We start from the raw sequence: 14154 nt of genomic DNA, 5'->3' as shown, positions 1-14154 counted from the left end.
CCAAAAAGGAATAGAAAAGTTTTTCATCGATTGTAGAAGGACTACTTTTTACAAATCAACTTTACTATTTTCACCAGAAGTTATTCCTTAGGTCTATCGGTGGGGGAGGGGGTGTGAGGTGTTTTTTTGCTTCGCGCTGCAATGGCACTGTTGGTACTTAAAATGATTTGGTGTACCCCTTCAATGAAATGAAAATAAGGCTCATTGTTAAGGCTTTTCAGTGTTTTGAGGTAAGGCAATAACGAGTGGTTAATGCGTTGCAAAAGGAGTTTTTTCAGTTCGTTGGGTTTCAGCTGAGAATTTTTCTGAGCTACAGCCTGCTCATAGGTTACACGGTGGTTGTTAAAATCTTTTTGAGCGTTAGTAAGCATTGAAATTATTTCGGTAACTCCCGTTAGAGCACTAATATCAGTAGAGAGGGCAGCATCTGAAAAATCTTTTAAAAGTGATTCGATATGAGCGGACTCTACTGCATAATTTTCGCGCGCAATGCCCACGCCATATTTTTCAAAAACAGCGTTGAGCTTGCTTCCTGAGCGTTGTAGAGCTTCGATAGGCGAAGCGGCATAGCCTTGTAGTATTTTGCCCATTCGGCGGATAAGCTCATCGCGTGTGGTATCAATAGCATCGAGTTCGGAGAGAGTGCGGTCGCTTTTAATAGCTTCCGAAAGTTGCTGAGTAAGCGTTTCTATTTCAGCAAAAAGTGGTTTGAGAATAACATCTTTGGCGAGGGCGGTTTCCCTGCTAAAAAGAATTGAAAGTCTTGAGCCGGTATCGGCAACTTCAGTAATCCGGGCGCTTGTTCTAAGTGGTTTCATACGTATAAAAATTTTTAGAAAATGATTAATAATTATGCGCAAAGATAAGAAGTTTTTTTGAAAAATGAAGAAAAAATGTTTTTTCTATTTTTTTGTAGAACACGCTCTTCCCCGAGCTGCGGGAGATAAAATTTTACAGAACACGACCTCCCTCAAGCTGCGGGAGAAAATTTTCTGCGAATGAAAATGTGAAGCAAGGAGGAAGAGATTACCGGCGAAAATAATTAATTACCATAATTAACAAAAGAATGTTATTTTTCTTTATTACTTCTTTTACCTAATTTAGGTGTCTTAGAATTAGGTTTAACAGTAGGTTCATCAATTTTTAACAATAGAGGCATAGGAAAATCGACCCCTACAAGCAATGCTTCCCCCTCACCAAGTATTGGTAAAAAAGATAAACTATTTCTGCTTGCTGATGAAACAGCATTTTCAATAGCCTTTTTATCTTGTTCATTAATCAAACGATGAACAATAAATGTCCCCATTTGGCTTAATGTGCCAATAGGTATATCACGTGGCATTTGTGTAGCTAAGCATAGAAAAAGACCATTTTTTCTAGCTTCTTTTGCTATAAACTCTATATTTTGTAAATAAAAAGAAGAATCATCATCTGCACTAATACGTTTATTCAAAAACTGATGTGCTTCATCTATAAATAGAACTAAAGGAGATTCTTGAAATTTCTCTTTTCTTGATTTTTCTAATAGTTTTAATGAAATAAAATCTACAATAATTTCACGTATTCCAAAATCATATGACAATTTCTCAAAGCCTATTCTAAGTACCTTACTTTCTGGTGTGTCAATAAATTCATTGATTATATCATTAATATCTTTAGAACCTTCTTTATTAATATTTATACCAAAAGCCTTTTGTATTACTGAGTTTTGTAAGAAAGCATCAACTCTAGATATTAAATGAGAACAATATCCTAGTTTAAAAGTATCCTCTTCATAAATACCTTTCCATCCTTGTTTTACGCATTCATTTTTTATTTGGTTAGGAAGTTCTTGAATGTCAAAATCTGTTCCATACAAATTACTAGTATTTTCAGTAATAATTCTATTTATTTCAGTAACATTTTTTCCAATTTTAACCCCATCAAATTTATTCAAATAAATTAACTTTAAAGAATTAATGGCTTCACATAAAGCATTTGAAGTATTTGGAGAATGTTCTCTAAAAAGGAAACAAAAATCGCTATTTGTCATTTCTTTAAAAGAAAAATACACTTTTTCTCCTATAACACATTGATTTTTATATTTTACAAGTTCTTTATACTCTCCAGTAGCATCTATTAAAATGACTTTATTATCAGTTTCTTTTGTTATCTCTTCAATAAGTTTTGAGATTGTCCAACTTTTTTCTCCTCCTGTAGTTCCTACCACAGCACAATGTCTACCAAATAAAGAATTTAAAGCAACTTTACACTCTACATTATTAGAAGTTAATCTACCCAAAGAAGCATACATATTGTCATCATTACCTTTATAACCAAACTGTTTTACATATTTTGCAATTTGGTCATCAGAACAAGAATATACTTTAGCTCCAATAGAAGGATATTTTGAAACGGTTTTTTCTATTTTCTGAGGCTCATAAACACTAAAAGAAAGCAATAATTCTGCTTTGCCTATGGGGTGAAAATCAGAATCTTTGTGTTCAATAGCCTTTTCTGTAAGTTCTTTTTTCTCGCTATCAGATAATTTTACTTCTGTAAGCTGTGCCAAAAAACCATATTCATCACCCTCAATTACTACAAAATTACCAACGCCACCTCCAGTATAACTTATTCCTTCAAAATGAAACTTGTTAAGAAGTATTGATGATGGAAAATGTATCTTGATATATTGAGGGGTTACCTCATTTACATATCCTAAAAAATAATTATGACTAAATGGTTTCATTGCTATTATAATATGTTTTATTTTCGGGATAGTTATCTGTAAAATTTTTGAAAGTATCAAAAACTATATTCACATTTCGTCTCACACTCAGTTCATCTTCCTTTTCAGTTATTTCAAAAAAAAATCTTTAAGAGAGTCTGTTTTATAAATTCTACCTTCCCTATTATAGTTAACAATTAATAACTGAAAACTTGGATTTTGATTTACAGCTTCCAACACAACATTTCTAATATGTTTGTCTCCAAAACCAATTACGATTAAAAGCGTTTCTTCTTTTCTTAAAGCTTGTTGAAATCTTGACATCATTTCAAAGTAAGGTTGTTCGTAAGAACTCTCATACTTTTCAGATGAAGGATAAATTATCAGATGATTATCAGGTTTATTTTTCTGAATAATTTTTCTGAATAATTTTTCCATTATTTTTTCCTCTCCCAAGTTAAGGAACCGTGCAATTTATAGAAGTGAAATACTTTTGAAATAAAACTCTCCTCTTGTTTCAATCGTGTTTTTTCTCGATTTACAATATCTAAATCAAACCATCTTCCTGAAAACTCTCGTGGTTGGGTAAATGAAAAACCATCTATAATTACAAACCCCGCTTCATTGGCTGCTTGTTCAAAAAGTGTATCATAATTTGTTGTAAATATTTGAACCCTTGAATCATTATTTTTACGAGCAGTTATTTTATTAAGAAAATCAATATGAGGGGGCTTTATCTTTTTGAAGAGTGAGAGTACATAATTCTCTTATTTTTTTCTCTAATTCTTCTCGCCCTTTCTTTAATTCACTTGCTTTATTCTTATCAGCTGTTTTTTCTATCAAAGTTATATATGAGATAAATGCTTCAATATCTGGTTTTGTGTCATAAAAAGATTTATTTTTTATATCAGGAAGTGTTTCTACTAAACTTTCTATCTCTGTATTGTATTCCTCCCACAATTCTCCCATTAATTTTCCTCCACTATCCTTAGAAGAGCCAGCTCCTGTTAAAACAACTATATTTTTAAAATGTTTTCTTAGGAAAGAGTTGTATAATTGTTGTATTTTTAAGTCATTTGCTTGTTTTTCAATATCTTCTTTAGTTGGAGTTTTATCTCCATCTTTTTTTGAATCCTGAGCCTTATTATTTACATAATAATTCTCATCATCATACGCTACAGTATAATTATTTTGTAAAAGAATATACTTCTTGGTATCATTTTTTTTGTATTTTCTTCCATATTTGTAGTTTTATAGTATTAAGTCATTAAAAACCCCACCTAATTATTTATTAGATGGGGCTGTTATTATTTGCCTGCGGAGGCTCTCCGCTATTTTACTTTTTCAAAAATAACTAGTTCTGAAAATCAATAATTTATAATTTTATGGTACAAATTTGATTGTAATTCACTCACCTAACTTGGTAGCACATTCTTGAGTAGTTTCTACTTCTCTCTAAGTTTATAGTTTGTCTTTTAATTGTTTGCCCAAGATGGTTAGTCGATATTTTTGTAACCTACTATTAGGTTTGTCAGGAATAGTCATTTCTATAAATCCTTGTTCCAATGCAGGTTTTAAATATTTTAATCGAAAGTTTTCCCTATGAGAAAGTCCTAACATATCTTGTATTTCTTGTCTATCCATCTCTTTGGATAGTATTTCAATCAATTCTTTGACTTGCGCGGTAACTTGCGCGGTATCCTGCGCGGTAACGGGAAATATCATTCGTAAAAAATTCTCTGTAAACTTGAAACATTCTTTTCCATAACTTCTTAGAATACGAGGGACGCCAGAGCCCAAATGTTCTACTAAATCCAAATCTCTAAATACACGCATCAACTCTTTATTGCGTGGTACCGAATAGCCTTCAAAAAACTCTTTTTCTGTCATACCTTGTGGCAAACTACCAAATGAGGTAATCTCAATTCTATCATCAAAAAACTCAAATTTGGGAGGTACTTCCAAGGTATAATCATTATGAACAATAGCATTAATTACAGCTTCACGCAAAGCAACAGGGTTCCATAATTTTGTTTCTTTTCGTTCTTTGGGTGTAATTTTTGCCAATGTCTTATTTTCGACTCCTATCTTATCCAATACCTGCTTGGTTGCTTTTATCAATGAACAATACCCATACTCGTTGTTTTCGATCAATTCAACACGATCTAAACCATCGTATTTTGCAACTTTTACAGATATTCCATTAATATCAGCTAATAAATATGCTACATAATTGTATTGTCCTTCTTCAGTAAGAAGTTCCAAATTGGATGTGAACTGCTGATTTAACATCTTTTCTGAGCTTTCATAATATATTTTGAGTTGCTCAAAAGTAAGATTCTGATTTGGAGACTTGATTTTTCCAATTGAGCTACGAGTACGTTTGGCAAACAGAGATTCTATCATTTTTATAGGCATTGGCTCAGCAGCCGTTCCGATACGAATAAATGTACCTTTTTCCGACATCCCAAGTTTCTTGATGTAGTAAGGTTTTTCAGTACCACTTGCCAATGTGATTTTAATCACGTTTTTTGAATCTATAGTTTCTGCTGATACATCAAATAACCCCATACAAGAAGGCATAATATTATTTTTTAATCGGTCTTTGATTTTAAGCATATCGCATATCTCCATCAATGTCATCAATGTCTGAAACACCCACAGCCTTTCCTTTCTTGTCTATTCCAATATAGATTATCCCTCCCTCTTGATAATTCAGAAAAGCGATTACCTCTTTCTCTAAATCATCTATAAGTTCTTGTTTGTATTCTATACGATTCGTTTCTGGATTCATATATGAAGTTATTTAAGTTTTTTCAATAAAGTAAAGGTTTCCAAAATTTAGTATTCTGTGTTTAGAAAAAACATCAAAATTCAGGAACTTTGGGCAAAAATACAATAAATAATTGAACTTGTTGGTTGAATTATATAAATTGGTTAAAAAATAATATAGTGCCTCATCTAGTAATAAATGATAATTTAGCGGAATTAGCTAAAACTATTTATGATTATTGGTTTGTGCAGTTTGATTTTCCAGATGAAAATGGAAAACCTTACAAATCCAGTGGTGGGAAAATGGTTTATAATGATATTTTGAAGAGAGAAATTCCAGAGGGGTGGGAAGTTTGTACTTTTTCTAATTTTATAAAAGATATAAAAAATGGAGATTGGGGAAAGGAACAAGAAGAAGGAAATTACACAGAAAAAGTAAGTTGTATTCGTGGAGCTGATATAAATGGACTTAATGGAAATGGAGAGCTTAAAAGTCCTATTAGGTATATAAATAAAAAAAACAAATGCAAAATTTTAGTAGAAAATGATTTTATAATTGAAATTTCTGGAGGAAGTCCTACTCAATCCACAGGAAGAATAGCTTTATTAACAAATAATACTTTTGCCAGATTTGAAAACAATATCATTTGTTCTAATTTTTGTAAAGCAATTTCTTTGAAAGATGAAAAATATACTTTTTTCTTTTTAAAAGAATGGGAAAGGCTTTACCATAATAATATATTATTTTCTTTTGAAGGAAAAACTAGTGGAATTAAGAACTTTTTATTTGAGGTATTTATTCATACTTATCCTATAATTTCTCCTCAAAAAAACATAATAGAAAAATATAATTTTTATAATATTAAAGTAGATGAAAATAAACAAAAAAATCTCCAACAAATCCATCATCTTCAATCCCTCAGAGATTGGCTTTTACCTATGTTAATGAATGGACAAGTATCAGTAGAATAAATAAAAAGACCCTTTTTAGGGTCTTTTTATTGTTTGGGCTTAACTCCGCTAAATTATCATTTAGCAAAAAGTTGTTTATTTGCAAATTAAATTTTATCAAAGAATGAAAAAACTTTTTAAACAAAAAATCCTTAATCAGATGAGTAATAGTCTAAACTTTCAGCAGATGGAATTGTTAGAAACTGTTTTAGAACAAAATATTAAAAATTTTACTATAGACCTCTTAACAGAAAAAATGCCGAACGAAAGTCCTATAAATTTGCTTCATTCTTTTCTTTCTGCAAAGAAAATAGAAGGCTGCTCAGAAAAATCATTAAAATACTATTTTTCAACTATTGAAGCACTTCTCAATAAACTGAATAAAAATATTAGTGACATTTCTACAAATGATTTGAGACTTTACCTTTCTGATTATCAAGAAAAAAATGGTTCAAGCAAAGTAACTATTGATAATATTAGAAGAATCTTTTCCAGTTTTTTCTCGTGGCTAGAAGATGAAGATTATATATTAAAATCCCCTGTACGAAGAATTCATAAAGTAAAAACAGCCAAAACCATAAAAGAAATTCTAACCGATGAAGAAATTGAAAAACTAAGAGATAACACTAATAATATCAGAGATTTAGCCATTGTAGAAATTCTCTCTTCCACAGGAATGCGAGTAGGTGAATTAGTAAAAATAAACACAAAAGATATTGATTTCCAAGAGCGTTCATGTATTGTTACAGGGAAGGGAAATAAACAACGAGAAGTTTATTTTGATGCTCGAACAAAAATTCATCTCTTAGAATATATTAATAGTAGAAAAGACACTGAAGAAGCTTTATTTGTTTCTTTTTCTAAACCTAATAAACGACTAACTATCAATAGCATAGAGAGCATATTACGAAGTTTAGGCAAGAAATGTAATATCAATAAAGTTCACCCGCATAAATTTAGGCGGACTCTTGCTACAATGGCTATTGATAAAGGGATGCCTATAGAACAAGTACAAAAACTACTAGGACACACCAAAATAGATACTACAATGCATTATGCAATGGTCAATCAAATCAATGTAAAAATGGCTCATCGAAAGTATATAAGTTAATTAGTAGTCTTTTTATCTTTGATTTCTTTGTGTTTTTGCTTTTAGAGCTGTATCTTTGCCTCAAAAAAGAAAAGATGAAGTTATCTGAGATTACCGTATATGTAGAAGACAAAATTAGTAGTAGCAGTATTTCTTTGATAGATTATGTTACTACAGACTCTCTTTTGCCTAACAAGGAGGGAAAAACTATCGCTAAAAACCTTCCTCCTGTAGTATGTTCACTAACACATTATCGAGAAGGTGATGTGTTAGTAGCAAATATACGCCCCTATCTGAAGAAAATCTGGCTTGCCAATAAAGAAGGAGGGTGTTCTTCTGATGTTCTTGTTTTTAGAGCAAAAGAAGGCTATAAAAGTTCTTTCCTCTATGCTATATTGTTGCAAGATAGATTTTTTGACTATGCAATGAAAGGTGCAAAAGGGAGTAAAATGCCACGAGGTGATAAAGAACAGATAATGAGATATGAATTACAGACATTCTCTCCACAAGAGCAAGATAATATCGGAAACTTTGTTATTAATATCACAAATAAGTTATGGCTCAATCGTTCGATAAATGATAATTTAGCGGAATTAGCTAAAACTATTTATGATTATTGGTTTGTGCAGTTTGATTTTCCAGATGAAAACGGAAAACCTTACAAATCTAGTGGTGAAAAAATGGTGTATAATGAGGTTTTGAAGAGAGAAATTCCAGAGGGGTGGCACGTGAAGAGTTTATATGAAATAGCACATTATATAAATGGTCTTGCTTGCCAAAAATACAGACCTACAAACGAAAATGAATTTTTACCTGTAATTAAAATTAAGGAAATGAATGAAGGAATATCTTCAAATACAGAAAAAGTAAGAACAGACATTCCTAAAAAATACATAATATATGATGGTGATGTTTTGTTTTCTTGGTCTGCTTCATTAGATGTTAAAATTTGGGTAGGAGGAAAAGGAGGGTTAAATCAGCATATTTTTAAAGTTAAATCTGATAAATTCCCTATGAGTTTTTATTTTTTTGAACTTAAAAATTATTTGCAACATTTTAAGATGATGGCTGAATTGAGAAAAACAACTATGGGGCATATTACAATTAATCATTTGAAAGATAGTTACATTCCTATCCCGACTATAGTAATTATAGAGAAACTAGACATACAATTAAGAGGTATAATTGAAAATATAGTTTCATCTAAGAAACAAATCCAGTACCTCCAATCCTTTCGAGATTGGCTCTTGCCTATGTTAATGAATGGACAGATATCGGTAGAATAAACAAAAAGACCCTAAAAGGGTCTTTTTGTTTGGATTCAATTCCGCTAAATTATCATTTATTTGATGCAGAAGCTGGATTTTTTTATCTATTACTGTAATTATATTTTCAATTTTCTGCTGGCTACTATAATCTCGGCTAGGAACTTTTATATTTTCAAAAGCAGAATTATAAAGTAAATTTTTAATTCCGCTTGTTTTACTCTCAAAATTAAAAAAAACGCCTGAATTATAGATGTTTTGAAGCAAATAGAAAACATATTTAGAAGAATAATCTTTTTTGATTTTCAATGCTCTACAAAAATTAGAACAGACTATATCTCTATCTATATTTTCTAAAAAAGCCACTCTCCCTGTGGATTGAGTAGGACTTCCTCCTGAAATTTCAATAATGATATTTCCTTTTTCTAAAAATTTATCTTTACTTGTTTCTTTCACATATCTAATAGGCAAATTTTCTGTTTTTCCTATATTCAAATCATTTATATCAGCACCTCTTACACAAAAAGCCTTGATTTTATGTTTTTCATCAGGAACTTCTTTTCCCCAATCACCAGAAATATCATTTTCTATAAAAACTTCTACACTTATATAGTTATCCATTTTTCAATCAATTATTAAACTTCAACTTTTTAAAATTCTCTAAAATTTCTTTGTCTAACTGATTACTTTGCTCAAAAAGTTTTGTCAGAGTAGTTTCAAAATTATTCATTTTTTCAGTAAATTCTTCAGCAGAAATTTCCACATACTCTATCTTGATTTCAAAATACTGTCCTGCCGAAAAACTATAGTTTTTAGCTTTAATTTCTTCTGCCGAAACCACTACCGAAAAATCTTCTATTGCTTGTTTTTGATTAAAAGTATCTATGATTTTTTGTTCTTCTTCGGCTGAAAGTACAGTCCGTTGGTTTTTGCCTTCTTTCACTGTTTCACCTAATTTAGAGGCGTCCATCAGAACTATTTTTTCGCTTCCGACGTTTTTATCTAAAACCAAAACAGAAACATTGGTACCTGTAGTGGCAAAAATATTACTCGGCATACTTATAACGCCTCTGAGCCAACCTCTATCAATAAGCGCTTCACGGATTTTTTTCTCTATACCACTTTGTGCTGTGATAAAGCCCGTAGGTACTACGATTGCTGCCTTACCTTTTTCGTTCAACGAATACATAATATGCTGAATAAAAAGCAAGTAAATAGCCATCTTATCTTTATCTTTCTTTGGAATATTAGGAATTCCTGCGAAAAATCGCTCTCGGTTACTATCTTTATCCAAATTATCTCTATAATCCGAAAAATCTAGTTTAAAAGGTGGATTGGATACAATATAATCGAACTTCTGATTGAGATAGGAAGGCTCTAAAATAGTATTCCCTTTTACAATATTCGGAATAGAATAGGATAAATTATTGAGAATCAGATTAAGCCTAAGCATATTACTAGACTTTTGCGAAATATCTTCTGAATAAATTGTACAATTTTGTTCACCAATAGCATGAGCTATATTCATCAATAAAGTACCTGAACCTGCCGAGGGGTCATATACTTTTACATCTTTCACATCTTGTGCTTCACCCATTAAAATAGAAGCCATAATACGAGCCACTGCATGGGGGGTATAATATTCTGCATATTTTCCACCACTATCAGAGTTATAATCCTTGATAAGATACTCAAAAATAGTAGCAAAAAAGTCGTATTTCTCTGAAAACATTTTTTCAAAACTGAAATTCACCAATTTATTAACCAATGCTTTACAGAAATTATCTCTTTGGGAAGCATCGGTAATGAATTGACTTAAATCATCAAACATTTTATCCTTTGCCCCAGAAGCCGATGTGATAGAATACAAACTAATATTCTCTTGACTGATATTACGAAGCGTTCCATCAAAATAAATTTCAGCAAAATTATTCTGATTCTGATTGTTATAGAGATGAGAAAGAAGCTGATTTGGTTTCAGATGTGGTGCTTTATTACCCACACGAGCCAACAAAAACTGTCTTTTCGAATCTGGCATTTGCTCATATGCTGTCTGAAAATTTTCTGCAGAAGCAAGTTCTGGATTTACTTTTTTTACCTCATACGAAAATTTATCATTCAAATATTTATACAAAAATACTTGTGAAATGATTTTAAACTCATTCCCATCATTCCCTAAGCCATAATTAGCGCAAACGCTCTTTAAGTCGTCTATTAGTTTTTTAGTTTCGGTAATATATTTTATATCTGTCATCTTTTATTTAAATTTATCTCCATGATTGCCACCCTTGTTGATATTCTGATATGATAAGATTGCTAATGTTCTGCACTCCCTCATAAGCTTTTTCATCTTCTTCTTTTATTAATTTATAAGAGTCCATAAAATGGATAATGATTTTTTGCATAATATCATTGGCAAAGAATTCTCTATTATTAATAATTTGACTATTTCTAAGAACAATATCATCTACATTTTCTTTTGTTGCTAAAAGGGCTTCGTAGATTTGACTTTCTTTTTTATCTTTAAATTGATTGTTTTTCAAATCTTTATGCACACGAACATAGCGTTCATCGTTTTTATATTTTTCTTTTAGCAGAGTGTTTTTCCGGTTTATTTCTTTTACTTCATCATAGATTTTATCTAAAATTCTGATATGTTCCTGCATTCCTTCTTGTGTAGTTTCGTTTAGGTTTCTACTTCTAAAAATGCGTTCTAATTCCTCCTTAAGCGACACAAATTGTGGGTCTTTTGGGTCAAAATTCAATTGCATTTCCTCTCGTGTTCTGCGGAGTTTTTGTTGCAATTCATCAGCTATTTTTAGTTCGCTTTCGGATATTTTTACAAACTGAAAATAAATATCTTCAAGCGCTACATTTAGCAAATTAGAAATGGTTTCACCTTCGTTGATACTTTCGGTATATTTCAACATCTCCATTCGAGCTGAAACTATTTTTAGAAAATCATGCCAGAGAGAAAAATCTGCATTTTTCAGCAAATCTTCTTCGCCTTGCAAACGAATAATATTTCGGAGTTCCTTGGCATTGATGAGTTGCTTTAAAAGTTCTGAAAGACGCTTTTTATCATTGATTTCAGTAATTTGATTACTGAAATTTTCTCTATTTGTTGTATCGTAATGGAAGAGGGTTTCTTTGATTTCGGCTATTTCATTTTCTATTTCCGCTCTAGTTTTGAAAAGATTAGAATAATGTTCCATTTCATCACCCAACTCAGCCTTCAATTCCTCTAAATAATTATAATTTGCTTTTTCAAATTGAGCTGAGATATCCGCAAAATCTACTACAAATCCATATTTATAATTTTTATATGGACGATTTACCCTTGTGAGAGTTTGTAACAGATTGTGGTCTTTTACCACACGAGCCAAATACAATTTTTTCAACCTTTTAGCATCAAAGCCCGTGAGCAACATATTATAAACAAATAAAATGTCGATTTTCCCAATTTTAAAATCTTTGATTTCGCTTTCCCGCGTAACTTTATCATTTACATCATGCAGGATTAGTGATACTTTTGTAGGGATAAATCTCGCTTTTCCACATAGCTCACTATCGTCTTGCTCAGAATTTTCTTTGGCATATTTTTCTTTAAACTGTTTATATAATTCTTTGGCTTGTTCTGAAGTGTCACACACTACCATTGCTCCGAGAGATTCATCTGCGTTTTTTTGTCTGAATTCTGTCAAATCATTTACAATATAATCCAACATTGGAGCTGTAAATTTTTCATGAGCGAAAATTTTACTTTTAGAAATCTCGCCTGCTTTTACCGATATTTGTTCCATTACCTCCTGCATCTTCATCTTGTACTCGGTATTTATTTCTTCGCGAATAAGACGAAGTGTATAGCCATCAGCAATGGATTTATTATAGTAATATTTATGTATATAATCTCCAAAAAGCGTCTTGGAATCATAGTTTTTAGCTACCTCTTTCAGCAAAGGTGTTCCTGTAAGAGCTATTTTTATAGCGTTTTTATCTGATTTTAAAAGATTTAGAAAATAATCTCCTTTAGGATTAAAACTCCTATGTGCTTCATCTACAAAATAAATGCGCTGGATATTTACATCATAATCTGCTTTTTCTTCTGAAACACTATCTTCACTAAATTTTTGAATATTAACTACCGAAATTTCGGCTCCTCCAGAACTACCCATTACCACACTTGTAGATTTCATATTTTCCACAAAATCTTGTCGAGAATTTACTCGTTTCACTTCTAATCCCCGTTTAGCAAATTCTGACTGCGCTTGATCAGCTAAATCTAATCTATCCACCACGAAATAAAATTTAGGAATAACGCCCTTTTTCTGAAAATAATCTGTCAGAAACTGCACATTATAATATGCCAAGGCTGTTTTTCCAGAGCCTTGTGTATGCCAAATTATTCCCTTTTTAATGCCTTCATTAAGTTTTTTTTCAATAGCGAATGTTGCAAAAATCTGTGGGTAACGCATTATGTGCTTTTGCCATTCCTGCTGTGCTGTGTCTTTGTTTTCCTCACGCACATAAGCTATTCCATATTTGAGCAAAAAAGCCAATCTTTTCTTATGAAATAACGAAGTAAGAACCCGATGTGTAGGTGAATTATAGTCCTTATTCTTGATAAATTCAGGAGAATATTTAATTTCAGCAATATTATTATCCTTTAATAGAAAATTCTCAAACTCTTCATTTTCAGGTTTTAAAATGTGCGTCAAATCTAATATTTCTTCTTCACGGAAATAATTAAAATGAAGATTTCCATATGCCGAAGTACTGTAAAATACCCCCATAATAGGCTCTATTATACCATCTTCATATTCCATATTATTAGAAAAAATCATCAATTGTGTAATGTTGGCAAAAGTTTTAAAATGTTTTGCCCCAAAACGACGATTCATTCGATTGCGTTCAGCTATAATTCCTTCTCGGTTATTGGGTTTCTTAACCTCCACAAAAGCCAAAGGCATTCCATTAATTAAGATTGTAATATCTGGACGAAATTCCTCTTCTCCACTTTTATAAACTAATTCAGTAGTAAAATGGAATAAGTTTTTTTCAAAATTTTCGAAATCAATTAGTTTAATTCCACTAGAAGAAGTCAAACGCTGATAAAAATCTCTTCCTAAATCATCAAATTCTAAGGAAACACTAATCTCTTCCAAAAGTTTATTTACCTCATCATCAGATATATTAGGATTAATATTTTTAATCCCATCTCTGAATATTATTGGGAAAACATTATTTTTCTCAATACGATTAGAATGTTGATTTCGTGGGATATATTCATAATCAAGCCTTGCTAAATGCAAAAGGGCTGGGATTTTTACGCGTGAATCTTCATTGAAATACATAATAATTCTCTGTTG

Annotated in this window: 11 protein-coding genes and 1 pseudogene; 3 read left to right on the top strand and 9 right to left on the bottom strand. The window is 31.3% G+C overall.

Annotated features, from left to right (window positions below):
* Nucleotides 1-80: 80 nt before the first annotated feature.
* From HMPREF1528_RS03620 to HMPREF1528_RS03605, 6 genes and pseudogenes are all read right to left on the bottom strand, one after another.
* Nucleotides 81-818, bottom strand: coding sequence for a DUF6261 family protein (locus HMPREF1528_RS03620; protein WP_016478675.1), 738 nt, complete (start codon nucleotides 816-818; stop codon nucleotides 81-83).
* A gap of 251 nt (nucleotides 819-1069) precedes the next feature.
* A complete protein-coding gene (locus HMPREF1528_RS03615; RefSeq protein WP_016478674.1) occupies nucleotides 1070-2728 on the bottom strand; it encodes an ATP-binding protein in 1659 nt (552 codons plus the stop codon).
* 108 nt (nucleotides 2729-2836) lie between these two features.
* The gene (locus HMPREF1528_RS12895; RefSeq protein WP_016478673.1) at nucleotides 2837-3145 is read right to left on the bottom strand and encodes a hypothetical protein; all 309 of its coding nucleotides are present in this window, start codon (nucleotides 3143-3145) and stop codon (nucleotides 2837-2839) included.
* The gene (locus HMPREF1528_RS12890) at nucleotides 3145-3315 is read right to left on the bottom strand and encodes a hypothetical protein (protein ID WP_410492504.1); all 171 of its coding nucleotides are present in this window, start codon (nucleotides 3313-3315) and stop codon (nucleotides 3145-3147) included. Before HMPREF1528_RS12890 ends, HMPREF1528_RS12895 begins: the two co-directional genes overlap by 1 nt.
* A 109-nt stretch (nucleotides 3316-3424) precedes the next feature.
* The gene (locus HMPREF1528_RS12885; protein ID WP_016478672.1) at nucleotides 3425-3676 is read right to left on the bottom strand and encodes a hypothetical protein; all 252 of its coding nucleotides are present in this window, start codon (nucleotides 3674-3676) and stop codon (nucleotides 3425-3427) included.
* 492 nt (nucleotides 3677-4168) lie between these two features.
* Nucleotides 4169-5501, bottom strand: a pseudogene (locus HMPREF1528_RS03605) (Fic family protein).
* Between the two features lie 158 nt (nucleotides 5502-5659).
* On the opposite strand from HMPREF1528_RS03605, the gene HMPREF1528_RS03600 reads away from it, so the two are divergent.
* From HMPREF1528_RS03600 to HMPREF1528_RS03590, 3 genes are all read left to right on the top strand, one after another.
* On the top strand, nucleotides 5660-6451 hold the full coding sequence (locus HMPREF1528_RS03600) for a hypothetical protein (protein ID WP_016478669.1): 792 nt from the start codon (nucleotides 5660-5662) through the stop codon (nucleotides 6449-6451).
* Between the two features lie 103 nt (nucleotides 6452-6554).
* The gene (gene xerA / locus HMPREF1528_RS03595; protein ID WP_009411822.1) at nucleotides 6555-7541 is read left to right on the top strand and encodes a site-specific tyrosine recombinase/integron integrase; all 987 of its coding nucleotides are present in this window, start codon (nucleotides 6555-6557) and stop codon (nucleotides 7539-7541) included.
* Nucleotides 7542-7615: 74 nt separating this feature from the next.
* A complete protein-coding gene (locus HMPREF1528_RS03590; RefSeq protein ID WP_016478668.1) occupies nucleotides 7616-8806 on the top strand; it encodes a restriction endonuclease subunit S in 1191 nt (396 codons plus the stop codon).
* Here the strand turns inward: HMPREF1528_RS03590 and HMPREF1528_RS03585 are convergent.
* The 3 genes from HMPREF1528_RS03585 to HMPREF1528_RS03575 are packed head-to-tail and all read right to left on the bottom strand — an operon-like array spanning nucleotide 8777 to nucleotide 14139.
* Entirely contained in the window at nucleotides 8777-9406 is a 630-nt protein-coding gene (locus tag HMPREF1528_RS03585) for a restriction endonuclease subunit S (protein ID WP_016478667.1), read from the bottom strand. The two genes, HMPREF1528_RS03590 and HMPREF1528_RS03585, sit on opposite strands and share 30 nt — an antisense overlap.
* 7 nt (nucleotides 9407-9413) lie before the next feature.
* A complete protein-coding gene (locus tag HMPREF1528_RS03580) occupies nucleotides 9414-11039 on the bottom strand; it encodes a class I SAM-dependent DNA methyltransferase (protein WP_016478666.1) in 1626 nt (541 codons plus the stop codon).
* A gap of 13 nt (nucleotides 11040-11052) precedes the next feature.
* Nucleotides 11053-14139: a type I restriction endonuclease subunit R gene (locus HMPREF1528_RS03575; RefSeq protein ID WP_016478665.1), complete on the bottom strand. Its 3087-nt coding sequence runs from the start codon at nucleotides 14137-14139 to the stop codon at nucleotides 11053-11055.
* Nucleotides 14140-14154: the final 15 nt, after the last annotated feature.

This window comes from Capnocytophaga sp. oral taxon 336 str. F0502 (assembly GCF_000411575.1).
In the GTDB taxonomy this organism is placed as follows: domain Bacteria; phylum Bacteroidota; class Bacteroidia; order Flavobacteriales; family Flavobacteriaceae; genus Capnocytophaga; species Capnocytophaga ochracea.
Note: the sequence above shows the minus strand (reverse complement) of the source record. Positions and strands in the feature narration are given on the sequence as shown.

Bases quoted from the DNA above. Each gene is read 5' to 3' on its own strand.
- HMPREF1528_RS03585 (WP_016478667.1), bottom strand. From the start codon at position 9,406: ATGGATAACTATATAAGTGTAGAAGTTTTTATAGAAAATGATATTTCT.
- HMPREF1528_RS03615 (WP_016478674.1), bottom strand. From the start codon at position 2,728: ATGAAACCATTTAGTCATAATTATTTTTTAGGATATGTAAATGAGGTA.
- HMPREF1528_RS12885 (WP_016478672.1), bottom strand. From the start codon at position 3,676: ATGGGAGAATTGTGGGAGGAATACAATACAGAGATAGAAAGTTTAGTA.
- HMPREF1528_RS03590 (WP_016478668.1), top strand. From the start codon at position 7,616: ATGAAGTTATCTGAGATTACCGTATATGTAGAAGACAAAATTAGTAGT.
- HMPREF1528_RS03580 (WP_016478666.1), bottom strand. From the start codon at position 11,039: ATGACAGATATAAAATATATTACCGAAACTAAAAAACTAATAGACGAC.
- HMPREF1528_RS03620 (WP_016478675.1), bottom strand. From the start codon at position 818: ATGAAACCACTTAGAACAAGCGCCCGGATTACTGAAGTTGCCGATACC.
- HMPREF1528_RS12895 (WP_016478673.1), bottom strand. From the start codon at position 3,145: ATGGAAAAATTATTCAGAAAAATTATTCAGAAAAATAAACCTGATAAT.
- xerA (WP_009411822.1), top strand. From the start codon at position 6,555: ATGAAAAAACTTTTTAAACAAAAAATCCTTAATCAGATGAGTAATAGT.
- HMPREF1528_RS03575 (WP_016478665.1), bottom strand. From the start codon at position 14,139: ATGTATTTCAATGAAGATTCACGCGTAAAAATCCCAGCCCTTTTGCAT.